Below are 22,618 nucleotides of genomic sequence, written 5' to 3'. Positions count from 1 at the left end.
CGACGTGGTGGGCAGCACGGACACAGGGGTGGAACCGGCAGGGCTCGACGCATGCCGCGTCGACTCCGTCGACGTACACGCCTTCGAGGTGCCGACCGACGGCCCCGACGGCCGGGAGCAGGACGGCACCCTGGAGTGGGACTCCACCACGATGGTGCTGGTCCGGGTGCACGCCGGCGGCACGTTCGGCCTCGGCTACACCTACGGGGACGTGTCGGTCGCCACGTTCGCCGAGTCCAAGCTCCTGCCTCTGCTGAAGGAGCAGGAGGTCACCTCGCCGCCGGCGCTCTGGCACCGCATGCAGCAGCAGATCCGCAACGCCGGCCGCCCCGGCGTCGGCGCCATGGCCGTCTCCGCCGTGGACGTCGCCCTGTGGGACCTCAAGGCACGACTGCTGGGCCTGCCGCTCGTGCACGTGCTGCCCGCCTTCCACGACCGGGTCCCGGTGTACGGCAGCGGCGGCTTCACCAACTACCCTCTGGACCGGCTCGCCGAGCAGCTCGGCGCGTGGACCGACCAGGGCATCCCCCGGGTCAAGCTCAAGACCTCGCGGGAGCCGGAGCGCGACCCGCAGCGGCTGACCGCCGTACGCAAGGCGGTGGGTGACACCCCCGAGATCTTCACCGACGCCAACGGGGCGCTCAGCCGCAAGGAGGCGCTGTACTGGGCCCGCCGGTTCCACGAGGAGTGGGACGTGCGGTGGTTCGAGGAGCCCGTATCCTCGGCCGACCTGGAGGGCCTGCGCATGGTGCGCGAGCAGGGCCCCGGACGGCTGGAGATCGCGGCGGGCGAGTACGCGTACACCACCCAGGACTTCACCAACCTCGTCCAGGGGCCCGCCGTGGACTGCCTCCAGGCCGACGTCACCCGCTGCGGCGGCATCACCGGGATCCTCGAGACGGCCGGCCTGGCGGCCGCCCACCACCTGGACCTGTCGGCCCACTGCGCGCCGGCGCTCTCGGCGCACGCCTTCTGCGCCGTACGCCGGCTGCGGCACCTGGAGTACTTCCACGACCACGTCCGCGTCGAACGCCTGCTGTTCGACGGCACGCTGTCCCCCGACGGCGGCGCCCTGCGCCCCGACCCTTCCCGCTCCGGCCTCGGCCTGGACGTCAAGTGGCCCGACGCCGAGCGCTACCGCGTGTACGGCTCCCGGAGCCGGTGAGCCCGAAGCCGCGTCCGTCCGAACGCCCCCGGGGACCGCGACCACGGGAACGGGTACCGCGTTCGTGGAGCCGGATCGCGGCCGGGGCGGCGGTGAAGATGGAGGAGTAGGTGCCCACGGCCAGGCCGATGAGCAGAGCCAGCGCGAAGTCGGTGAGCGCGGGGCCGCCGAGCACGGCCAGGGCGGTGAGGACGAACGCCGCTCCCGTCCCGGTGTTCAGGGTGCGGGGCAGCGTCTGCACGATCGCCTGGTCGGTGACCGCCGCCGGCGGTCTCGCGGGAGCCTTGCGGGCGATGTCCCTGATCCGGTCGAAGAGGACGACGGAGTCGTTGACGGAGTAGCCGACGACGGTGAGCAGGGCGGCGAGGAACACCCCGTCGACCGGCTTGCCGAGCCAGGCGAAGACACCGACCAGCACGACCACGTCGTGGGCGAGCGCGAGGACCGCCGCCGCGCCGAACACCCAGCGGAAGCGCGCCGCGAGATAGAGAAGCTGCGCGCCGAGGGCCACGGCGAGCGCGATCAGGGCGCCCCGGCGCAGCTCCGCGCCGAGGCTCGGGCCGATCAGCTCGTCGCGGACCTTGTCCGCCCGGCCCGCCAGTGCGTGCACGACGCGGGTGACCTCGGCCTCCTCCGCCCCGGTCAGCGACGTGGTCCGCACCGTCAGCCCCGTGGGGCCCGACGACTGCACGACGGCGCGGGTGAACCCGGCGTCGGCGAGCGCGGTACGGGCCCGCTCGGCCTCGACGGGGCCGGCGGTGGCGTACTCGATGAGGCGGCCGCCGGTGAACTCCACGCCGAGGTCGACCCCGCGCACCGCGATGCCCGCGCCGGCGAGGGCGAGCACGGCGGCGGAGGCGGCCAGCCAGCGGCGCGGGCGGTGCATCAGCCGGGGATCGCGGCGGGCGAGGCGATCGCGGACCGCGCCCGTCGTCGCGATGCCGGTGAGGCGGGGACTACGGCGCACCCGGGGCAGTGCGGCGGCGGACTCGGCGAGCACGCGGGTGATCACCAGGGCGCTGAACATGGAGGCGAGGACACCGATCCCGAGGGTGACGCCGAAGCCCCGCACCGGCCCGGAGGCGAGGAAGAACAGCAGGGCCGCCGCGATCAGCGTGGTGATGTTGGAGTCGGCGATCGCGCCGAGCGCGTTGCGGAACCCGGCCGCCAGCGCCGAGCGGGCACTGGGGCGGCGGCGTGCCGCGTACTCCTCACGAGCCCGTTCGAAGACGAGCACGTTGGCGTCGACGGCCATGCCGATCGCCAGGACGAATCCGGCCAGCCCCGGCAGGGTCAGGGTGGCGCCGAGGGCGGCCAGGGCGGCGTAGGAGACGAGGCCGTAGCAGACCAGGGCGACGGCGGCGAGCACGCCCATCAGCCGGTAGACGACGCTGATGAACAGCGCGGTCAGCGCTGTGCCGATGACGGCGGCCCAGGCGCTCGCGGTGATCGCCTCCCGGCCCAGGGTCGGGCCGACGGTGCGCTGCTCGACGGTCTCCACGGGGACCGGCAGTGCGCCGCCGCTGATGAGCAGCGCCAGCTCGCGGGCCTCCTCCGGGCTGAAGGATCCCGTGATCCGGGTGCCGCCGTCGCGGATCCCGGCCGGGCAGGGGACGGACGGGTCGACCTGCGGGGAGGAGATGACCTTGTCGTCGAGGACGATGGCGATCCGCCGCGCCGGGTCGCCCGCCTGGCGGCAGGCGGCCGCGCCGGTCAGCCGGGCCCAGCCGTCACGGCCGGCGCCCTCGAAATCCACGGTCACTTGCCATCCTGCGCCGCCCTGCTGGTCGAACCCTGCGGCGGCCTTCGCCACGTGCTCGCCGGTGAGGGCCGGCGCCCCGAGACGCAGCGGTGTGCCGGACTCGTCGGGCAGGACCCGCTCGGGGGGCCGCTTCGGCAGCGGGTGGGCGGAGCCCTCCGCGTCGCCGGCCGGGCCGAGGACCGGGTGGACGGTGAGCTGCGCCGTGCGGCCGAGGACGTCGGCGGCCTTCTTCGGGTCCTGGACACCGGGCAGCTCGACGATGATGCGTCGCTCTCCGGAGCGCACCAGGGTGGGTTCCGCGACACCGAGCGCGTCGATCCGGCCGCGCAGCACCTCCAGGGTGCGGTCGGTGGCGTCGGGGCCGGTGTCGGTGGAGCGGGTCTCGAGGACGATCTGGGTGCCGCCGCGCAGATCGAGTCCGAGACGGACCGGCACGGTCGCGGCGATGTACATGGACAGGGCGAGCACGGCGAGGGCGAGCAGGGCTCTGAAGCGCGACGAACGGTTCAACGGGGGCCTCCGGCAAGGGCACCGCGGCGGAAGGTGCGCCGGGTGCCGGCGAGGTGGAGTGAGGGGGAATCAGGTGCCGGAGAACGCGGGGGGCGCCCGCCCGTGGTCGTGGTGACCGTGGGGCGCCCGGGCGGGGAAGGGCGGTGGTGGTGCGCGCAGCGGGGACGGGTGGGGCGGGCCCGGGACCGGGGCCGCTGCGTGGTGGCGGCCGTGCGGGGCGGGGTGGTCGGTGTGCTGCTCGTGGCGGCTGACCGTCCGCAGCGCGCACGCGGCGGTGTCCCCGGCGTCGTCGGCGAGCGGCCCGGATGCCTGCACGTGGCCGGCCGTCGTCGGCGCCACCGGAAGGCCGCCGGCGGTGTCCGACGGCTGGGCGGCGGCGGTGCCCGAGGGGAGACTCGGGGCGCTGCCCGAGGGCAGGCTTCCGGCGGTGTCCGGGGGCAGGCCGGTGAGGGCGAGAGCGGCCAGCAGGGCCAGGAGCACGGCCGTCAGGCGCGCGGGCAGCCGGGACACCGTGCGCTCAGGGCTCGATCAGGCCGGCGCGGATGGCGTACCGGGTGAGTTCCAGCCGGTCGCGCAGGCCCAGCTTGTGCAGCAGGTTGGCGCGGTGCCGCTGTACGGTCTTGACGCTGATGAACAGCAGGTCGGCGATCTGCTGGGAGGAATGGCCCTCCGCGACCAGCTTCAGGACCTCTTCCTCGCGCGGCGTCAGGATGCGGTCGGGAGCCTCCTCGCCGTGTCCGGCCCGCTCCAGGTAGTTGCGGATCAGCGCGGTGACCGCTCCCGGGTACAGGAACGGCTCGTTGCGCATCGCGGCGCGGCAGGCCGCGACCAGGTCCTGGTCGGCGACCGACTTCAGCACGTACCCGCTGGCCCCTGCCTTGAGGGCCTGGAAGAAGTACTGCTCGTTGTCGTGCATGGTGAGCATCAGGATCCGCAGGCCCGGCCGGAGGGCGGCCAGTTCGCGGGCGGACTGCAATCCGGTCAGCCGGGGCATGGCGATGTCGAGCACGGCCAGGTCGATGTCGTGAGTGCGGGCCAGCTCGATGGCCTCGGCGCCGTCCCCGGCCTCGGCGACCACGTCGAGGTCCGGCTCCTGGCCGAGGATGAGGCGCACACCGCGGCGCACCAGCGCGTGGTCGTCGGCGAGCAGGATGCGGATCGTGCGCGACCGCGCCGTGGGGGAGGTGCCCGTGTCGGTCATGGCTCACGCCTGCTTTCCGGACAGGGGCGCGGTCAGCCGGACCCGGGTGCCGGTCCTGGACCCGCTCCCGGTCGCGGCGCCGGGGGCCTTGCCGTCCGCCGAGGAGATCGCGAGACTGCCGTCGATGAGCAGGGCCCGCTCGCGCATGCCGCGGATGCCCGCGCCCTCGCAGGGCGCGTTGATGCCGCAGCCGTCGTCGGTGACCGCCAGCACGATCCGGCCGTCGGTGTGCCGCAGGGCGACCGTGACCCGTTCCGCGTCCGCGTGGCGGGCGGCGTTGGTCAACGACTCCTGGACGACGCGGTACAGGACCAGCTCCGTCTCCGGCCCCAGCGCGGGCAGGTCGGCGTCGAAGCGGCGGGTGATCTTCAGCCCGGTGTGGGTGGCGATCTCCTCCGTGAGGGAGGTCAGCGCGCTGACCAGCCCCAGGTCGTCCAGCACGCCGGGCCGCAGCCGCCGTACCAGGCGGCGGACCTCGTCCAGGCTGTCCCGGGTGATCTCCTGCACCTCGTGCAGGTCCGTACGCAGCGGTGGCGGCGCGTCGTCCGCGGCGCGCTTGAGCCCCAGCAGGATCGCCGTCATGCTCTGACCGACCTCGTCGTGCAACTCCTGCGCGATACGGCGGCGTTCGGCCTCCTGCGCCAGCAGCACCCGGGCACTGCTGGCAGCCCGCTCCTGTTCCAGCCGCTCCAGCATCGCGTTGAACGTGCGGATCAGCTCGGCGACCTCGCCGCCGCCCTGGGCGGGCAGGCGCTGGCCGGGGTGCAGCAGATCCACGGTGGTCATCAGCTTCGTGAGCCGTTCCAGCGGGGCCAGGCCCAGCCGCAGCAGCGCGGCGTTGGCGACCAGCATGACGGCCAGACCGCCGACCAGGATGATCGCCTCGGTGAGCACGACCGGCACCGACACGGTCACCGGAGCCCACAGCAGCAGGGCGGTGGCCGTACCCAGCACCACGGCGTTGAGGGCGAAGATCCGCCAGAACAAGGACACGGGACCGCGCCTCTCCTCTGTGACGTGAAGTGGTGTCCACGGCTTCGCGCCATGGGGTGTGCCGCGGTCGTCGCGTGTCGGACGCCGGCGGCCGGTGGGTGCTCACGGGAGCCCGACGCCAGCCTGCCGTCCCACCCGGTCACCGGTCGATGGGGCCCAACCCCCATTTCCCGGGGTGCGCCCTGCTCACGGTGCGGTCGGGTACACCCCGCGCCCCGGCCGAAATGGGGTCCGCGCCCGATAGGCGGGCGCCGCCGGGCGGGCGAGGGTGTGGGGACACGCACGCTCCCCAAGAGGGCACGCGCCGTACGCCGCCGAGAAGGGATGGACCATGACGCTCGACGCCACCCGGGCCGAGCCCCACCTGCACGAGGCCCGCCAGCGCCTGGAACGCGCCCGTACCTCCCGCCTGGCCCAGCTGCACGCTCTCGACGAGACCGGACGCAGCAGCCAGGACGACCACCTGCTGTCCACGCAGCGCACGGCGATTCAGGGCGTTCTCAAGGAGATCGAGGAGGCCTTCACCCGCCTGAAGGACGGCAGCTACGGAACCTGTCTGGACTGTGCCAAGCCCATCCCCGCCGAGCGGCTGGAGATCCTCCCCTACACCCGCCACTGTGTCGCCTGCCGGCGCCGAGCCGCCTGACCCCAGCGCGCGCCCGGCCCCAAAAAGGCGCGCGCCCAGCCCTCGGAAAGAGAGGTGACGTGGTGAACCACCGGGCCATCGGCGTCAGTGCGACGCACCTGTCGGCCGCGGACCTCGTCGCGCTGCGCGAGAACCTGCACGAGCAGCGACTGTTCCGCCGGGAGCAGCTGCGCCGGCTGGCCGCTCCGGCCGGCTCCCGTGCCGTGGACCGGCTGCGCGAGCAGACCGCCGCGCGGCTCGAGGTCTGCGTCAAGCTCGCCGCCTCCGCCCGCATGGTCCTCGCCGACGTCGAAGCGGCCTTGGAGCGCATGGACGCGGGCACGTACGGCACCTGCCATCTGTGCCGGCGCCCCGTGGACCGGGAACGGCTGACGATCGTGCCCCAGGCCCGCTACTGCGCCCGTTGCCAGCAGGTGAAGGAGGCGGCCCGGTGACCGGCGCCCACCTCCCGGACGCGAAGACGGGTGCGGTCCGTCAGCTGTCCTGGCCGTTGCGGCGCCGCCGCCACGGCATCGCTCTCGACATGGGCAGTGCCCGCACCCGTGCCTGGCTCACCGGCCGCGGTGTGGTCGTCGACGTGCCGACGGTCACCCATCCCGGCACCGGAGCGGTCCATCCCATCCAGCGCGGCGCCATCATCGACACCCCGGGCTGCGCCCGGATGCTGCTGCGCCTGCTGGGCGACCACCTGCCCCGCTCCGTCCGTCCGACGGTCCTCGTCACCACCCCCGTCCTCGACGGCCTCGCCTACCGCGCCGAGGCCCGCACCGCTGTCGAGGCACTGCGCCCGCACACCGTGCTCACCGTGCCCACGGCACGGGGCATCGCCCTGGCCGCGGGCACGGATCTGTCCGGCCCGCTGCTGGTGCTGGACATCGGCGCCCATCTCACCGAGGCGGTACTGCTGTGCGACGGCGCCGTCACCGACGCCCGCCGCACGGCCCTCGGCACCGGCGACCTGGACGAGGAGACCACGGCCGAGCAACTCGCCGAGGCGGCGGTCCGGATGCTGACCGCGATGCTGCGCCAGGACCGTACCTCCCTCACCCTCGACGCCCTGCGCCGCGGCACCCTCCTCGCCGGTGGCGGCGCCCTGCGTCCCGAGGTCACCCACCACCTCACGGCCCGGCTCACCGCACCGCTGCGCGTGGTCCCGGCCCCGCACACCGCGGCCGTCCGCGGCGCCGCCCGACTCCTGCATGCCGCCCTCGGCCACCCGTCCACCCTTCCGCCCACGGCCGGACTGACCACGCTCCTTTGAGTCGCGCGGCCCCCCGCCGCAAGGATGCGCACGGTCCACCCGCCCTCGGTCGGCTCCTGTCAGCCCACGAGGAGGGACCAGCACGGCTGACCGGTGAGAGCGTCCAGGTCGGGGTCCGTGTCCGCCGCCCAGGCCGCGTAGCCGTCGGGACGGACCAGCACGGCGCCGGGCAGCCCGGCCACCGGCTCCGCGCGGACGGCGCCGAGACCGGGCGGGAGGATGCCGGCCAGGTCGAGCAGGACGGGCCGGCCCGACCGGAACAGCGACGGGTCGACGCCCGGGACCCGGTGACCGGTCAGCGGGTGGCCGCCCGGCACGTCGTAGGCGTGCGACAGGCCCGACATGAGCCCGGCCAGGTGCCGGTTGGTCTCGGGCAGGCGCATCAGGTCGGTGAAGACCTCGCGCAGGGCGACGACGTCCGCGCCGGCCCGGGGTGCGGCGAAGACGCGCTGTGCCTGGGTGATGTGCAGGACCCGGGCCCCGGCGGGGTGGCGCTCGGTGTGGTAGGTCTCCAGCAGGTCCGCCGGGGCGCTCTCCCGCAGCACGGCCGCCATCTTCCAGCCGAGGTTGAAGGCGTCCTGCACGCCGAGGTTGAGGCCCTGTCCGCCGAACGGCGGGTGGATGTGCGCGGCGTCGCCGGCGAAGAACACCCGGCCCGTCCGGTAGCTGTCGATCTGCCGGGTGGCGTCGCCGAACCGCGAGGCGTTCTCCAGCTCGGCCGGCACGGTCTGCTCGCCGTACACGCGGCGCAGCAGTTCGGCGACCTCCTCGAGCGTCACCGGCTCGTCCTTGGCCGGCTCCTCCCCGTCCGCCGCTCCGCCGGTGAACCGGTAGCGGTCGCCGCCCAGCGGCACCAGCATTCCCCAGCCGTCCTCGGCCTCGCGCGTGAGGGTGCTGATGTGCCCGTGCGCCCGGGGTGCGAGGTCGGACACCGACGCCAGCCGCACATCGGCCAGGACCGCCGTGAACGTGCCCGGCCTGCCGGGGAACGGCACGCCGAGCAGCTTCCTGACCGTGCTGTGCGCGCCGTCGCAGGCCACGAGGTAGCGCGCTTCGAGCCGCTGGCCGGCGGCCGTCACCGTCACGCCGTCGTCCGACTGTTCCACCGCCGTGACCGGGGTGTCGCGCACCACCTTCACGCCCAGAGCCGCGGCGCGCTCCTCGAGCACCTCCTCGATCTCCCACTGCGGGATCGGGAGCACATGCGGGTGCGCGGTGTCCCACGCCGTGCAGTCCAGGGGTACGGGCAGCATCGCGAAGTGCCCGCCCACCGGCTCGCGTGACATGGCCCTGGCCTGCATCGGTTCCCGCAGGCCGCGCAGCTCCAGCAACTCCTGGGTGCGCGGCTGGATCGCGCCTCCCTTCGTCTGCCGGACGCGGTGCGGCAGGCGTTCCACCACCACGGTGTCCACTCCGGCGAGGGCCAGTTCGCAGGCCAGCGTCAGTCCGGTGGGTCCGGCGCCCACCACGATCACGTCGGTCATTGCTCCTCCAGTCGCTTCACTTGGAGCAAAAGTACACCGAGTGCAGAAAGTCTCCAAGTGCAGTTTTCGGCTACCATGGCGGCATGACAGGGCTTCGGGAACGCAAGAGGGCACGTACTCACGCCGCCATCTCGGAGGCGGCCATCGCGCTCTTCCTGGAGCACGGGTTCGACCAAGTGTCGGTGGCGCAGGTGGCGGAGGCCGCCGAGGTGTCGAAGCGGACCGTGTTCGCCTACTTCCCGGCCAAGGAGGATCTCGTCGTCCACCGCTTCGCCGACCACGAGGACGAGGCCGGCCGCGTGGTGCGCGCCCGCCCGGCCGGCGTCGGTCCGCTGGCCGCCCTGCGCGACCACTTCCTTCAGGCGCTGCGCGAACGCGACCCGGTCACCGGCCTCAACGACATCCCCCAGATCCTCGCGTTCACCCGCATGGTGCGTGAGACACCCGCGCTGCGGACGAGAGCCATCGGCTTCCAGGAGGCGTCCGAGCGAGCGCTCACGGAGGCGCTCCGGGACACCGCGGGAGTCCCGGCCCTGACCGCGCGTCTGACGGCCACCCATGTGGTGAGCACGCACTGGCTGCTGTCGATGGACAACTTCCGCGCCCTGGACGGCGGCCAGTCCGCCGACGAGCGCTACCCGCAGGCGGTGGCCGACGCCGAACACGCCTTCGCGCTCCTGGCGGAGGGGCTGGCCGGGCACCTCTAGGGGTGTCTCGTCGCTCGGGCCGGGTCAGGGGAGCGGCGTCCGGTGCCTCGCATCGCAAGGGTCGGCGCGCACACCGGATCACCTCGGCACGGGCCCGCCGCCGTCCTCTCGGCACGGGGCCGCCGCCGTCCTCGACGCGCGCGGCGCTGCACACTGGAGTACATCCGCCCGTAGGTGTCGCAGAGGTGTGCCGGTCGCGCGGGAGGCGGTGGCCCGGGCCGACCGCGGAGGTGCCATGCCCGATCCCGGCTCGCCCTCACCCCCCGGCCCCGCCCCGTCCGAGTCCGCTCCGGCCGCAGGCGCCTGGCGTCGAGCCCTGCGCCGTCTCCGGCGCCGCAGCCCGGTGCCGCCCCGCCGGGTGCCGCGCGCGTCCCAGCTCCGCATGCTGATCGCCGTGCTGGACGACGCCGTGGCGGCGCTGTCGTCCGCCGACCTCGCGGTCGCCGCGTGCGGCGCGCCGGACGGTGCGACGTGGCAGGCAGCTCAGGGCTGCGGCCAGGCCGCCCGCGGTTTCCACCGGTTGCGCGCCCGCCTGGAGGAGCTGCCGATCAGCGAGCCCGACCTGGTGGACGCCCGGGACGACGCTGGCCGGCTGCTGGCCTACCACCAGTGGATGGTGCACCAGGCCCTGAACCTGGCGTTCACCATCCACCCCGACGCCCGCACCGAGGCGGCACGGCTGGAGCTGAACGGCCTGGGGCGGCCCGCCGACCGCCTGCGGCTGCTGCGGGACGCCCTCGACGAGGGAAGGGCCGGCGAGCCGCGGCAGGGATGAGGCACGCGGCCCGCGGCAGGGATGAGGCACGCGGCGCCGATGCCCGGTGCGTGAGGCCGGCGTCCCTTACGGTGACGTTCGGTGCCGTACGTCCGTGAACGGAAGGGGTGCACGACCGTGGCGTTCGCGGAGGCCGGCGGCAGCGGGGACGTACCGGCCCGCGAGAGCGTGCGGCGGTCCTGGGCCCCGCTGCTCGCGGTGTGCGCCGGGTACTTCATGGTCATCCTCGACGTCACGGTCATCAACGTCGCCGTGCCGGTGATCGGCCGCGAGCTGTCGGCGTCCCTCACCGGCCTTCAGTGGATCACCGACGGCTACACGCTGGTCTTCGCCGGGTTCCTGCTCACCGCCGGTGCGCTCGGTGACCGGCTCGGCAACCGCCGCGTCTTCTGCGCCGGCGTGGCGGTGTTCACCGTGTCCTCGGCCGCGTGCGCGCTGGCGCCGGACGCTCCGTTCCTGGTGGCCGCCCGGCTGGTGGAGGGCCTCGGCGCCGCGCTGATCGTGCCGGGCTCCCTGGCCCTGCTCCAGCAGGCCTACCTCCGGCCCGCGGCACGCTCGCGCGCCTTCGGGCTGTGGGGCTCGATGGCCGGCATCGCGGCGTCCGCCGGACCACTGCTGGGCGGCCTGCTGGTCTCCACCGTCGGCTGGCGCTGGGTGTTCCTCATCAACCTGCCCGTCGGAGCGGCCTGCCTGTTGCTGACCTTGCGCTACGTCGCGCCCTCGCCCCGGCGCGTCACCCGGTCCCTGGACTGGCCGGCGCAGTGCGCGGTGGTGGCGACGGTGGCCCTGCTGACCGCGGCCCTCAACGAGGCCGGTCGGCGGGGCTGGTCCGACCCCGCCGTCATCGCCGGGCTCCTCATGGCCGTGGTGGCGGCCGCGGCGTTCGTGGTGCGTGAGCGGCTGGCCCGCTCGCCCGCACTGCCGCTGGGCCTGCTGCGCTCGCGCCCGATGGGCGGCGCCTGCGTCATCGGCCTGCTGTTCAACTTCGGCTTCTACGGCATGGTGTTCACCGCCAGTGTGGAGTTCCAGCACCAGCGCGGTTACAGCGCCCTCGGCACCGGGCTGGCACTCTTCCCGGCGGTGGCCATGACGATGTTCGCCTCCGTCCTGTCCGGGCGGCTGACCCGTCGCACCGGCGACCGTCCGCTGGTGGTCTGCGGCATGCTCCTGGCCGCCCTGGGGCTGGCGGGCTGGGCCGCCGCGGGCGACGATCCCGCGTACGCGCTGCTGGTCGCCCCCATGATGGCCGCCGGATTCGGTACGTCCTTCGCCCTCACCGGCTCGACCACCACCGTGATGGCCGCCGCACCGCCGGACCACGCCGGGGCAGCCTCCGCGCTGTTCAACACCACCCGGCAGATCGGCAGCGCCACCGGCGTCGCGCTCGGCGGCAGCCTGCTCGCCACCGCCGGCTACACGACCGGGCTGCGGCACAGCATGGCCATCGGAGCGCTCGCGTACCTGACCGCCGCGCTGCTCGCGTGGCGGTGCGTACCGGCGGGCCCGGCAAGGGGGGCGTAGGGCGAGCGCTCGCTGCCGTGCGGGAGGCGGCTCTACAGTGACGTACGTCCGGACCGGTTGATCTCCGCCCCGAGGAGTGCAGCGTGCGTGACATCCTGCCGGCGCTGGAACGCTGGCACACCGCCGGTGTCCCGTTCGGGCTCGCCACGGTCGTCGCGGTCAGCCGCAGCACGCCGCGCGAGCCCGGCGCCGCGATGGCCGTGGGACCGGACGACGAGGTCGTGGGCAGCGTGTCCGGCGGCTGTGTGGAAGGCGCGGTGTTCGAACTCGCCAAGGAGGTCGTCGCGAGCGGCGAGACCCGCCTGGCGACCTTCGGATACAGCGACGAGGACGCCTTCGCCGTCGGCCTGACCTGCGGAGGCGAGATCACCCTGCTGGTGCGGCCCGTGACGCCGGCGACGGATCCGGTGTTCGGGGCGCTCGCCGCGTCCGTCGCCGCGCGGGAACCGGTGACCCTGGCCATGGTCGTCGACGGGCCCGCCCCGCGCGGGGCCACCCTCGCGGTGTGGCCCGACCGTGTGGCCGGCACGCTCGGCACGACCGGGCTGGACGCGGCCGTCACCGCGGACGCGCGCGGTGAACTCGCCCTCGGCGCCACTCTCCAGCGGCACTACGGGCCGCGCGGAGAACGCCGCGAGGACGACGTCACCGTCTTCATGCAGTCCTTCGCGCCACCGCCGCGGATGCTGGTCTTCGGCGCCATCGACTACGCGGCCGCGGTGGCCCGGATCGGTGACTTCCTGGGCTACCGGGTCACCGTGTGCGACGCGCGCCCCGTCTTCGCCACACCCCGGCGGTTCCCGGAGGGTGCCGAGGTCGTCGTGGACTGGCCGCACCGGTATCTCGCCGGGACCGTCACCGACGAGCGCACGGTGATCTGCGTCCTCACGCACGACCCGAAGTTCGACGTCCCGCTTCTGGAGGAGGCCCTGCGCCGGCCGGCCGCCTACATCGGGGCGATGGGCAGCCGCCGTACCCACGACGACCGGATGGCGAGGCTGACGGATGCCGGGGTCACGGCGCAGGAGCTGGCCCGGCTGCGCTCACCGCTGGGCCTCGACCTCGGGGCCCGCACCCCCGAGGAGGTCGCGGTGTCCGTCGCCGCCGAGATCGTCGCCCTGCGCTGGGGCGGCACCGGGACGCCGCTCACCGCGACCAGCGGGGCCATCCACCCGCTCGCGGCCACCTGAGGGCGAGCCGGCGCGGCAGGTGGATGCCGGCCGGGCGAGGATCCCGAGGGTTCGCCCGGCCGGCAAGGGGGTCACGGCGTGGGCGTCCTCCAGATGCCACGGCCGTGGGTGGCCACGTACACCTGGCCGCCGTCGGGACTCGGGGCGAGGTAGACCGCGGGCGCGGTGGGCAGGTTCGTGCCCAGGCGCGTCCAGTGGCCGGCCGAGGTGCTGGTGAACACGCCCAGGTCGGTGGCCACCACGAGGGTGCCGTCCCGGGTGACGAGCGCCGCGTTGGCCGGGGCGTCCGGGAAGGAGTCCGTGGCCGCGGGGTCACCGCTGACGTCCGTCCAGGTCGTGCCGCCGTCGGTGGTCTTCCAGACGTGGCCGTAGCCGGCGCCGGGGCCCTCGTTCCAGTGCCGGGAGAAGCCGTTGACGACCGCGTAGACCGTCTTTCCGGAGGCGTCGGACGGGTCGATGGTCAGACCGGAGATGTAGCGGTTCGGGAAGGCGGCGGGCAGGCTCACCTGGTGCCAGGTGCCGCCGTAGTCGGTGGCGACACCCCGTCCGAAGGTCCCGTCGACGGCGGAGCAGGGGCCGCACCAGGCCGCCCACGACACATGGCCCCGGCTGGCGACCGCCGTGGCGGAGTGGCCGGCGCCCAGGTCGTACAGCTTCGTCCAGTCGGCGCCCGAGGTGCTGTTCCAGGTCCTGGTGTTGCCCCAGACGTACTGACCGCCCGCGACCCACAGGCCGTTCGGGTCGGTCTCGTCGGCGACGAACGGGGCGATGAAGCGGGCCCCGGGGTCGCCGGGCGCGATGTCGGTGATCACGTCCTCGGCGCCGTCGTCGCTCGCGGTGTAGCCGCAGTTGTCCGTGATCTGCAGCGCGAGGTCGACGTACTCCCCGACCGTCTGGCAGCCGTTGGCGGGGTTGACCAGCTGGTCGCCGCCGTCACCGCCGAACGGCGAGACCATCTCACCGTCCGGGTTCAGCCGTTGCCCCTGGTACATGGCGCCCTTGGGGGCGAGCAGCGAGACGCCGTTGTCCTGCAGGCCGCCCCAGACGGCGTCACCGCTGCCGTCGGTCATCCGGCCCGCGCGCACCGAGTAGTACTGGAGGTTGCGCAGGGTGCCGGATTCGTTGAGGTTGCGCCAGCCGGGCGTCGTCTGCGCGGTCGGACGGGCATAGGCGCCGCCGTCGTTGCCGACGAACACCTCCGGCGTGCTGCCCTTCCACTGCGAGAAGGCGAGGGCGTGCTGGTCGGAGTGCATCACGTCGCCGTCGCAGGAGTTCTCGGCCGGGTCGTACGAGAAGCACGGCATGCCGAAGTCCCAGTAGCGTCCGACCGCCTTCCACGTCGCGCCGCCGTCCCGGGACTCGAACATCTCCTCGAGACCCAGGTAGACATGGTCCGGGTCGCTCGGGTCGACGGCGATGACCTGGTCGTACCAGGCCTGTGAGCCGGGCTGGTAGCCGCTGCCGATCTCGTTGATCTTCATCGCGGAACCGCTCGCCGACAGCGCCGAGGAGGTCGCGAGTTGCTTGAACGGCCCGTTGGCGTTGCCGCTCCGACTGACGTACACCCCGGCCAGCACCGAGTACACGCCGGAGCCCGAGGACTTGTTGAGCAGCTTCGGGGACTCCATCGACACATACAGCCTGCTGCCGTCGGCCGCGTAGGCGAAGGCGGCGTTGCCGATCTCGGCGGGGTTGATCGCGCCGGTCGGGTTGGCCCGCTTCCAGGTGGTGCCGGCGTCCTCGGAGTAGTAGAAGCCGTTGTAGGCGGCGCCGCCGCGCCAGGCCACGTTGGCCAGCAGCTTCCTGCCGTCGCTGCCGGGCTGTACGGCGATGTCGTCGGCGATGTCCGCGTAGTGGCTGTCCACCCCGCAGCTCACGCCGCTGACGCCGACGCCGGCGCACGGGGCCAGGACCTTCGTCCACGCGGTGGACGCTCCCGCCGTCAGCGGGCGTCGGAAGACGCCGTGCGAGGAGGCAGCGAAGACGTAGCCGGCGGCCTTGTCGAAGGTGAGGGTGTGGACGGAGGAGGAGTCCAGTTCCGTGCCGCCCACCTTGTCGCTCTCGCCGAAGGTGCCGGTCACCGGGTTCGCGAGCCGGTAGACGCCGCTGCCCAGGTAGTTGTCGGAGGCGGTGGTCGCCTCGCCAGTGGCCAGCCACAGTGAGCCGTCGGGCGCGACGGCGAGGGCGCCCACGGACAGGGCGGGCAGCCGGTCGGCGATCGGCGTCCAGGTCCGGCCGTCGTCGGAGGAGCGGAACACACCGCCGCCCGCGGCGCCCGCGTAGACGACTCCCTGGTGCGTCGGGTCGGTGGCCAGGGCGGCGATCCGGCCCGCCGAATGCCCGGCCCCGCCACCGGAGTTGGAGGCCGACCGGTCGCGGTAGTGCAGTGCGTCCTCGTTGTACGGCGCGGTGGTGACCTCGCTCCAACTGCCCGCCGCGACCGGCATGTTCCTGATGTGCGCCCACGCGTCGGCGTAGGCGCCCGGTGCGATGCGGCCGTCGGGGGAGAGCCTCGGCTCGTTGTACGCGTCGAGGGACTCCATCAGTTCGTGGGACTCCTCGCCCGCCACGTCATGGCGGCCGGATCCCGCGTCGCCGTCCACCCCGTAGGCGGCGACCGGTATCGCCCCCGCCATCAGAAGTGCGGCGGCGGCGACGGCGATCGCCGGTCTGCCGCCGCCCTCCGCGGTGCGGCGCGGTCTGCGCCGTGCGGAAAACACACCCATGGACTCGTCTCCGGCTTCTTCGGAGTAAGGGGCGGCCGCCCCTACGGCCGCGGGAGCTCTTACTGCCGAGCGCCGGAACCGTACTCCCGTGCCCTGTACCGATCACAGAGGTTTACAGCGACTTTAGAGTCTGACAAACGTAATGATTGCCAAAAACAGGCTCGTTCGCCGCGCCACCGCACAGACCTCTCAAGGGGCCTTGCTTCCCTGTGGGTTACAGCGCCTACGGTCCGTGGAGTGTCACTCCCCGGCGCCAACACCGCCGTGCAGGACTGCGATCAGCCCCTTCGCCCGGGTGCCGTCCGGCAGGTTCCAGGGGGCGGCGACGTGGCCGATGGCTCCCTGCGGGAGGAGAGGCGCGCCGACCGGGGCCGGCCGCAGGAGCCGGTGCAGGCGCAGCGTCGCGCCCCGCGACAGGGGCAGTTCGGTGCCGTCCTGGTCGTCGGCGGGGGCCCGGCCGAGGTCCGGGACGAGCGGGCCCTCACCGCTGTGGGAGCGGGTGACGTCCGGATCGGGGGTGTCGCTGTTGTTCTGGTCCTGAGCCTGTGCGGTGCCCTGGAGCAGGGCCAGCAACTGTGCGACCAGTACCGGGTCGTGGCAGCCGTCGTAGACCCGGCGCAGGCCGAGCACACCGTGCTCCGCGGTGCCGACGAGGGCGTGCTCGGCCCCGTCGAGCGGGGCGTCGCGGTAGGTGAGCGGCACCATGTAGGTGGCCGGCTCGGCGCCGGAGACGTCGGTGACCACCATGAACTCGATCCCCACCGCGCCGTCGGGGTCGTCCAGCCGGAAGCCCCCGGCCTTGGCCAACTCCGGCCCGGCCGCGCCGCCGCGGTACCACGGGCGGGTGGGGAGCCAGGAGGTGAGCAGTTCCAGTTTGGTGGGCTTCAGGAAAGTCCGGTGGATGACGGCCATGCCGAGGGTCCCTTCCGTCGGGGGTGATCAGGCCCCGACATCCTCGCATCGGGGCGGTGTCGGGGTGTCCGGGGTGCGGCCGGCTGCGGTTGAGCGGTCCGCCGAGGTGCGGTCGGTCGCGGGCGCGGGGTCCGCCGGTGTGCGGCCGGTCGCGGGCGCGGGGGCCGCCGGTGTGCGCGTGCCGCGTCGTCCCGCGCGGGCGATGACGGTGGTGAGGGCGCCGGCGAGCAGGCCCCAGAACGCGGAGCCGATGCCGAGGAGGGTGACTCCGGACGCGGTGGCGAGGAAGGTGACGATCGCGGCCTCCCGCGACTCCTTGTCGGACAGGGCCGTGGTCAGCGAGTTCTCGATCGTGGCCAGCAGGCCGACGCCCGCCGTGGCGAGCACCAGCGCCTGCGGCATGGCGGTGAGCAGCGAGGCGACCGTGGCGCCGAAGACGCCGACGCAGAGGTAGAACACCCCGGCCCACACCCCGGCCACGTACCGCTTGGCGCGGTCGGGATGCGCTTCGGGGCCGGTGCAGATGGCGGCCGTGATGGCGGCGAGGTTCAGCCCGAACGCGCCGAACGGGGCCAGCAGGACGTTGACCGCTCCGGTCCAGGTCATCAGGGGCGACACGGGTACGTCGTAGCCCGAGCCGCGCAGGACGGCGACGCCGGGCAGGTTCTGCGAGGCCATCGTGACGACGAACAGCGGGACGCCGACGCTGACGAGGACCTTCCAGTCGAAGTCCGGCGTGACGAGGACCGGCGCGGCGAGTGAGACCCGCAGGGTGTCCGTGTGCCAGCCGCCGGTGACGACCGAGGCGAGCACCCCGCCGCTGAGCGCGACGAGCACCGCATACCGGGCCGCGAAGCGACGCGCCAGGAGGTAGAGCGCGAACACCGGGAACGCGATGGCGAAATGGCCGTGCATCGTGCTGAAGAGACCGGTGCCGAACCGCAGCAGCACCCCCGCGAGCAGGGCCGCGGCGAGAGGCACCGGGACGCGGTCCATCGCGCGGGCGAACCAGCCGGTCACGCCGGTGACGAGGACGAGCAGCGCCGAGAACACGAACGCGCCGACCGCCTGCCGCATCGGTACCCCGGCGAGGCCGGTCGAGAGCAGTGCCGCGCCCGGTGTCGACCAGGCGGTGACGACCGGCGCGCGATACCGCAGCGATAGACCGACGCAGGTGACGGCGAGCCCGACGCCGAGCGCGAGCATCCAGGAGCCGATCTCCCCGGGGCCCGCGCCGGCGGCCCTGGCCGCGGTGAACACGAGCGCGGCGGAACTGGTGACGCCCACGGTGACGGCGATCAGCCCGGCGGCCACGGCCGACGGCGGTGCGACCGCGCGGACGCGGGTGATGAAGGAGGACATCGGCGACTCTCGAGGAGGAGCGGTCGTTCTGTAAACGGAACGACCTGCGCCTGGGTCGTTCCGTAAACGGAACGTTCTGTATGTGGAACACTAGGGAGGAGGGCCAGGACCGTCAACCACGGCCGACGAGAGCGGGAGCACGATCCGGCGATGGGGCTGAACGACGAGGTGGGGCGCAGGCTCCGGGAGCTGCGCACGGAACGGGGCCTGTCGCTGTCGGAGCTGGCGCGGCGCTCCGGTGTGGGCAAGGGCACCCTCTCCGAGCTCGAGAGCGGTACGCGCAACCCCACCCTGGAAACCCTCTACGCACTGACCACGGCACTGAACCGGCCGCTCAGCGCGGTCCTCAGTGACGCCCCGCCGTCCCGCGCCGAGGAGCACGAGGGTGCCGTCTCCGGCAGCGCGGTCACCGCGGCCCTGATCGAGCGGCACGAGGACGCCGACGCGGTCACCGACATCTTCCGCATCTCCATCGCCGCCGGTGCCACACAGGAGTCCGCCGCGCACGTCCCGGGCACGAGCGAGACCCTGATGATCCTCAGCGGCACGGCCGTCGTCGGCGTCCTGGACGCCCCGGCCACGGCCGGCCCGGGCGTGACGGTGTCCTGGCCGGCCGACACCCCGCACCTCTACAGCGCCCCGCGCGGCGACGTGCACGGCATCCTCTTCGTGCGCTATTCGGCCGCCGCCCTGTGACCTGCCGAGGAACACCCCGCGAAAAAGGCGACTTCACTCCTTACTGCCGCGGTGACCACAAAACGCACGCTCTCCGCTAACATGATCGAACTCAAAAACGATCGCCCTTTATATCTGACAAAACGGCTGAAAAATTGATATCCAGACCATCGCGGGTGCCTTCGCGAAAAGACAACACAATGAAGTCCGGCGCGTGGCCTCCGTCACGGGCGGCGCTGTGGACCGCGATGGGCGTGGTGACCCTCGCTTTCCTCGTCACCCTGGAGATCGCCGCACGTCACTACGGGGAGCCGGGACCGATCACCGATCAGGCGCGCGAGCTGATATTCCCGCCAAAATCAGGGCCGTTGCTCTACGCCGGCATGGCGCTGACGATGGTGGTGCTCACCTGGCGGCAACGGTGGATCGCGGCGGGCGTGGCGATCGGCGTCGACGTCGTCCTCTGGCTGGTGCGGTGGGTGGCCGGCGCGCAGGCGACCGACGGCCACCCCTTCGGCACCGGCGCGTTGTGGGTCGTACTGGGCTGCGGGGTCGTCGCCGTCACCCGGCGCACCGGCCCGGAGCGGACGCTGCTGCTGAAGGGCGTCGGGCTGGGCCTGTTGCTGGTGGCCGGCCGCAAGACGGGCGACGCCTGGCTGCTGATCACGTCCAAGACCCGCCCCACGGTGCTCGACCAGTACGTCGCCGTGGCCGATCGCGCGCTGGGCAGCCCGTCCTGGCTGGTGGGACGCATGGTCGAGGCCACCGGCCCGATCGGCGCCCACGTCCTCGACTACGTCTACGTCCAGCTCGCGGTGGCAGCGGTCGTCGTCGCGCTGTACCAGCTGCGCCACGTCGCCCGTGACCGCCGCTTCCCGGCCCACCACCTGGTGCGCACCTTCCTCGTGATCGGTCTGGTCGGACCGGGCATCTACATGATCTTCCCGACCGTGGGGCCGATCTTCGCCTACGGCACCGGCGCGTTCGGCACCGGCGGTCTGCACTGGGCGGTGGCCGACCTGTGGCCCCACACCGTGCCGGCGCTCAGCGCCCCGCACTGGATGCCCTACGACGGGATCACCCCGCGCAACTGCATGCCCAGCCTGCACACCGCGTGGGCCACGGCGATTTTCCTGCATTCCCGCAAGGGCCCGAAAGTCCTGCAATACGCGGGCACGTTCTGGCTGATCGCCACGCTCACCGCGACGCTGGGATTCGGTTATCACTACGGCGTGGATCTCGTGGCCGGTGTGGTGTTCGCATTCACCGTCGAAGCGGCCCTGCGCTCGTTCGACCGAGGCTGGGACCGTGCGGGAATCCAGCTGGTCGTTCACGGCACCGTGGTCTTCGCGGCGCTCCTCGTGTCGTACCGCTATCTGCCGATGGAGATGGCCCGGCATCCGTGGGTGAGCGGTCCGCTTCTCCTTCTGGCCATGGCCTCCGTGGTGTACGGCTATGCGCGCACCATGGGTCTGTGGGAGGTGAAGGTCGTGCCGGCGCGGCAGCCCCGGCCCCAGCCGGAGCTGGTGTGAGCAGGTGGTTCGAGCGGCGTCACGGGTGAGACCCGGGCGCCGCTCACGTCTGGGTGGGCGCCCCGTACTGGATCCTGCGGGCGACGTCCCGATGGCGGTGGAGGGTCTCGGTGAGGCCGGGCAGGCGCAGTTCCCCGCTGTCGACCAGGAAGCGGCCGCCGACGACGGTGTGCCAGGCACCGGTAGGGCCGCCGTGGAGCAGGGCGGTGACCGGGTCGCCCAGGGCTCCGGCGTAGGGGAGGGTGTCCATGCGCCAGACGGCGAGGTCCCCGCAGGCGCCCTGGCGCAGCACTCCGATCTCTCCCTCCCGGCCGAGGACACGGGCGCCGCGGGTGGCCATCCACAGCGCTTCGCGGGCCGGCATCGCGTCGGCCGTACCACCCCGCAGCAGAGCGAGCAGCATGGCCGTCTTCGTCTCCAGCCACACCGACTGGCGGTCGGCGGCGGTGGCACCGTCGCACCCGATGCCGACGGCGACGCCCGCGTCGAGCATCTCGCGCACCGGCGTGGGGCCGCCGGGCAGGCCGCCCCCGATGACGGTGGAATGTCTTCATCTCGCACGACCTCGCCGTCGTCCGCCAGATCAGCGAGACGGCGATCGTGATGCGCGCCGGCCGCGTGGTCGAACAGGGGCCCACGCACCGGCTCCTGAGCGCCCCGGGGGAGCAGTACACCCGTGACCTGCTGGACGCGGTCCCCCGCCCGGGCTGGCAGCCCCGACGCCGCGATCCCGTCCCGGACGAGGCGGGGAGTCCGACTGTGACGCGTTCCCACGGCTGACAAAGGCACACAGCGGAAGTCGGATCAGCACCCGCCGCTGCCCGAGAAGGCCATCGAAACCTGTCGAGTCGCTCTGGCAGGTCAGCCGGTAGTGAGCACCATCCGGAAGCGTGCTGCGCCCGAAAGCATCTTCCGGAAAGCCCCCTCCGCCTCCGTCAGCGGCAGGGTCTCCACCATGGGACGAATGCCGTTCAGGGCGCTGAACGCCATGGTGTCCTGCACGTCCTGCGCGGTGCCGGACGGGTGCCCCCGTACGGTCCTGCCGCGCAGAATCAGCTGGAGCGGGCTGACCCCCAGCGGGTCGGGGCTCACTCCGATGACGACGAGTTCGCCTCGGTGCGTCATGCCGTCGACCGTTGCCGCGATGGCGTCGGAGCTTCCGGCCGTGGCCAGTACGGCCTTGGCACCGCCCAGGGACAGCAGGGATTCCGCGACCGGTGTCGGCCCCGTGCTGTCGATGTAGTGGTGCGCTCCCAGCTGCTTGGCGAACTCGGCCTTCTCCGCACCCCGGGCGATGGCCACCGTCTCAAAACCCATGGCCACCGCATACTGCACCCCCAGGTGGCCGAGACCACCGATGCCCACGACGGCCACGAGATCGCCGGGCCGGGCGGAGCTGCGTCGCAGGCCGTTGTACGTCGTGACGCCGGCGCAGGCCATGGGTCCAGCGTCGGACGCCTTCAGGGCATCGGGGATCCGGGCCAGGGCGTCGATCGGCGCGATCATGGCTTCGGCGAAGCCTCCGTCGTAGGCGTAGCCGGGAATCTTGAGGTTGTCGCAGACGATGAAGTCGCCTTGACGGCAGGGAGTGCAATGACCGCAACTCCCGCCGAACCAGCCCACCGTGACCCGGTCCCCCACGTTCCAGTTGCCGGCCTCCGCGCCTTCTCCGAGTTCCTCGACGCGTCCGGCGACCTCGTGGCCCGGGACCAGAGGGAACCGCACACCGGGCATGCCGGCGCTCACGAAGATGGCGTCGCTGTGACAGATTCCGCAGGCCTCGACTGCAATCCGCACGTGACGGGGGCCCGGACGCGGTACCTCGCGCTCGACGATCCGGAAAGACCCGTTCGCGGTGTCGACCTGCGCAACTCGATAGGTGTTCATACGTTCCTCCGGAGCCACGGTCGGAATCGGCGGCTGCGTCTCTTGATGGCGCACTCTCCGGCTGAGTGGCATGGACTACGTGGTGTGCAGCGGTTCCTTGAACGACTTACGGAACACCGGCCCGGCGAAGGGATGGTCGAGGACATCGCCGACGCTGGTTCGCAGACCCGGCCCTCCTGACGTGCGGTGCCTTGGCCTCGTAAGGGCCTACTGCGAAGGCTCACCGACCTGAACGCTCCAGCTTTCAGAATGCGCCTTCGTCCAGCACTCCGCACGAGCACGAGCGGTTCGATGACCGGTTCGGAGGCG

General features: G+C 73.0%; 20 protein-coding genes. 10 read left to right on the top strand and 10 right to left on the bottom strand.

Annotated features, from left to right (window positions below):
• The first annotated feature begins 4 nt into the window (after positions 1-4).
• The gene (locus ACZ67Q_RS15655; RefSeq protein WP_471181684.1) at positions 5-1,165 is read left to right on the top strand and encodes an enolase C-terminal domain-like protein; all 1,161 of its coding nucleotides are present in this window, start codon (positions 5-7) and stop codon (positions 1,163-1,165) included.
• On the opposite strand, the gene secD is transcribed toward ACZ67Q_RS15655, so the two are convergent.
• The 4 genes from secD to ACZ67Q_RS15635 form a co-directional block, all read right to left on the bottom strand.
• Entirely contained in the window at positions 1,113-3,437 is a 2,325-nt protein-coding gene (gene secD, locus ACZ67Q_RS15650) for a protein translocase subunit SecD (RefSeq protein ID WP_471181682.1), read from the bottom strand. The genes ACZ67Q_RS15655 and secD overlap by 53 nt on opposite strands.
• A 69-nt stretch (positions 3,438-3,506) precedes the next feature.
• Positions 3,507-3,947, bottom strand: coding sequence for a hypothetical protein (locus tag ACZ67Q_RS15645; protein WP_471181679.1), 441 nt, complete (start codon positions 3,945-3,947; stop codon positions 3,507-3,509).
• A gap of 7 nt (positions 3,948-3,954) precedes the next feature.
• Entirely contained in the window at positions 3,955-4,638 is a 684-nt protein-coding gene (locus ACZ67Q_RS15640; protein WP_471181677.1) for a response regulator, read from the bottom strand.
• Between the two features lie 3 nt (positions 4,639-4,641).
• A complete protein-coding gene (locus tag ACZ67Q_RS15635; protein ID WP_471181674.1) occupies positions 4,642-5,631 on the bottom strand; it encodes a HAMP domain-containing sensor histidine kinase in 990 nt (329 codons plus the stop codon).
• Positions 5,632-5,962: 331 nt separating this feature from the next.
• Between ACZ67Q_RS15635 and ACZ67Q_RS15630 the strand changes: the two genes are divergently transcribed.
• The 3 genes from ACZ67Q_RS15630 to ACZ67Q_RS15620 all read left to right on the top strand — a co-directional run bounded on the left by ACZ67Q_RS15630 (position 5,963) and on the right by ACZ67Q_RS15620 (position 7,538).
• Positions 5,963-6,277 carry a TraR/DksA family transcriptional regulator gene (locus ACZ67Q_RS15630; protein WP_471181672.1) on the top strand — a complete coding sequence of 105 codons (315 nt, stop codon included), beginning with the start codon at positions 5,963-5,965 and terminating at the stop codon, positions 6,275-6,277.
• A 59-nt stretch (positions 6,278-6,336) separates the two neighbouring features.
• Positions 6,337-6,711, top strand: a complete 375-nt coding sequence (locus tag ACZ67Q_RS15625) for a TraR/DksA family transcriptional regulator (protein WP_471181669.1) — start codon at positions 6,337-6,339, stop codon at positions 6,709-6,711.
• A gap of 89 nt (positions 6,712-6,800) precedes the next feature.
• A complete protein-coding gene (locus tag ACZ67Q_RS15620; protein ID WP_471181950.1) occupies positions 6,801-7,538 on the top strand; it encodes a hypothetical protein in 738 nt (245 codons plus the stop codon).
• Positions 7,539-7,597: 59 nt separating this feature from the next.
• On the opposite strand, the gene ACZ67Q_RS15615 is transcribed toward ACZ67Q_RS15620, so the two are convergent.
• Complete coding sequence (locus tag ACZ67Q_RS15615) at positions 7,598-9,022, bottom strand: FAD-dependent oxidoreductase (RefSeq protein WP_471181666.1); 1,425 nt, start codon at positions 9,020-9,022, stop codon at positions 7,598-7,600.
• Between the two features lie 83 nt (positions 9,023-9,105).
• Between ACZ67Q_RS15615 and ACZ67Q_RS15610 the strand changes: the two genes are divergently transcribed.
• From ACZ67Q_RS15610 to ACZ67Q_RS15595, 4 genes are all read left to right on the top strand, one after another.
• Positions 9,106-9,729, top strand: a complete 624-nt coding sequence (locus ACZ67Q_RS15610) for a TetR family transcriptional regulator (RefSeq protein ID WP_471181663.1) — start codon at positions 9,106-9,108, stop codon at positions 9,727-9,729.
• A 235-nt stretch (positions 9,730-9,964) separates the two neighbouring features.
• Positions 9,965-10,504, top strand: coding sequence for a hypothetical protein (locus ACZ67Q_RS15605; RefSeq protein WP_471181660.1), 540 nt, complete (start codon positions 9,965-9,967; stop codon positions 10,502-10,504).
• A 117-nt stretch (positions 10,505-10,621) separates the two neighbouring features.
• Complete coding sequence (locus tag ACZ67Q_RS15600) at positions 10,622-12,025, top strand: MFS transporter (protein ID WP_471181657.1); 1,404 nt, start codon at positions 10,622-10,624, stop codon at positions 12,023-12,025.
• An 83-nt stretch (positions 12,026-12,108) separates the two neighbouring features.
• On the top strand, positions 12,109-13,215 hold the full coding sequence (locus ACZ67Q_RS15595; RefSeq protein WP_471181654.1) for an XdhC family protein: 1,107 nt from the start codon (positions 12,109-12,111) through the stop codon (positions 13,213-13,215).
• 71 nt (positions 13,216-13,286) lie between these two features.
• Here ACZ67Q_RS15595 and ACZ67Q_RS15590 read toward each other — a convergent pair whose 3' ends face one another.
• The 3 genes from ACZ67Q_RS15590 to ACZ67Q_RS15580 form a co-directional block, all read right to left on the bottom strand.
• Complete coding sequence (locus tag ACZ67Q_RS15590) at positions 13,287-15,941, bottom strand: WD40/YVTN/BNR-like repeat-containing protein (protein ID WP_471181651.1); 2,655 nt, start codon at positions 15,939-15,941, stop codon at positions 13,287-13,289.
• Positions 15,942-16,181: 240 nt separating this feature from the next.
• Entirely contained in the window at positions 16,182-16,853 is a 672-nt protein-coding gene (locus ACZ67Q_RS15585) for a maltokinase N-terminal cap-like domain-containing protein (protein ID WP_471181648.1), read from the bottom strand.
• Between the two features lie 27 nt (positions 16,854-16,880).
• Positions 16,881-18,215: a benzoate/H(+) symporter BenE family transporter gene (locus ACZ67Q_RS15580; protein ID WP_471181646.1), complete on the bottom strand. Its 1,335-nt coding sequence runs from the start codon at positions 18,213-18,215 to the stop codon at positions 16,881-16,883.
• A 150-nt stretch (positions 18,216-18,365) separates the two neighbouring features.
• Here ACZ67Q_RS15580 and ACZ67Q_RS15575 point away from each other — a divergent pair, with 150 nt between their 5' ends.
• A complete protein-coding gene (locus tag ACZ67Q_RS15575; protein WP_471181644.1) occupies positions 18,366-18,911 on the top strand; it encodes a helix-turn-helix domain-containing protein in 546 nt (181 codons plus the stop codon).
• Between the two features lie 179 nt (positions 18,912-19,090).
• Positions 19,091-20,422 (top strand): phosphatase PAP2 family protein, encoded by a 1,332-nt coding sequence (locus ACZ67Q_RS15570; protein WP_471181642.1) that lies wholly within the window; start codon positions 19,091-19,093, stop codon positions 20,420-20,422.
• A 43-nt stretch (positions 20,423-20,465) separates the two neighbouring features.
• Here ACZ67Q_RS15570 and ACZ67Q_RS15565 read toward each other — a convergent pair whose 3' ends face one another.
• Positions 20,466-20,924 carry an amidohydrolase family protein gene (locus ACZ67Q_RS15565; RefSeq protein ID WP_471181639.1) on the bottom strand — a complete coding sequence of 153 codons (459 nt, stop codon included), beginning with the start codon at positions 20,922-20,924 and terminating at the stop codon, positions 20,466-20,468.
• A 359-nt stretch (positions 20,925-21,283) separates the two neighbouring features.
• A complete protein-coding gene (locus tag ACZ67Q_RS15560; RefSeq protein ID WP_471181637.1) occupies positions 21,284-22,309 on the bottom strand; it encodes an alcohol dehydrogenase in 1,026 nt (341 codons plus the stop codon).
• Positions 22,310-22,618: the final 309 nt, after the last annotated feature.

The organism is Streptomyces sp. NPDC036813, from assembly GCF_055609245.1.
The sequence above is the reverse complement of the archived record's forward strand: the minus strand, read 5'-3'. Positions and strand labels throughout refer to the sequence as shown.

Excerpts from the sequence above, each read along its gene's own strand:
- ACZ67Q_RS15640 (WP_471181677.1), bottom strand. The coding sequence starts at position 4,638 with ATGACCGACACGGGCACCTCCCCCACGGCGCGGTCGCGCACGATCCGC.
- ACZ67Q_RS15630 (WP_471181672.1), top strand. The coding sequence starts at position 5,963 with ATGACGCTCGACGCCACCCGGGCCGAGCCCCACCTGCACGAGGCCCGC.
- ACZ67Q_RS15620 (WP_471181950.1), top strand. The coding sequence starts at position 6,801 with ATGGGCAGTGCCCGCACCCGTGCCTGGCTCACCGGCCGCGGTGTGGTC.
- ACZ67Q_RS15615 (WP_471181666.1), bottom strand. The coding sequence starts at position 9,022 with ATGACCGACGTGATCGTGGTGGGCGCCGGACCCACCGGACTGACGCTG.
- ACZ67Q_RS15610 (WP_471181663.1), top strand. The coding sequence starts at position 9,106 with ATGACAGGGCTTCGGGAACGCAAGAGGGCACGTACTCACGCCGCCATC.
- ACZ67Q_RS15605 (WP_471181660.1), top strand. The coding sequence starts at position 9,965 with ATGCCCGATCCCGGCTCGCCCTCACCCCCCGGCCCCGCCCCGTCCGAG.
- ACZ67Q_RS15590 (WP_471181651.1), bottom strand. The coding sequence starts at position 15,941 with ATGGGTGTGTTTTCCGCACGGCGCAGACCGCGCCGCACCGCGGAGGGC.
- ACZ67Q_RS15585 (WP_471181648.1), bottom strand. The coding sequence starts at position 16,853 with ATGGCCGTCATCCACCGGACTTTCCTGAAGCCCACCAAACTGGAACTG.
- ACZ67Q_RS15580 (WP_471181646.1), bottom strand. The coding sequence starts at position 18,215 with ATGTCCTCCTTCATCACCCGCGTCCGCGCGGTCGCACCGCCGTCGGCC.
- ACZ67Q_RS15575 (WP_471181644.1), top strand. The coding sequence starts at position 18,366 with ATGGGGCTGAACGACGAGGTGGGGCGCAGGCTCCGGGAGCTGCGCACG.
- ACZ67Q_RS15570 (WP_471181642.1), top strand. The coding sequence starts at position 19,091 with ATGAAGTCCGGCGCGTGGCCTCCGTCACGGGCGGCGCTGTGGACCGCG.
- ACZ67Q_RS15560 (WP_471181637.1), bottom strand. The coding sequence starts at position 22,309 with ATGAACACCTATCGAGTTGCGCAGGTCGACACCGCGAACGGGTCTTTC.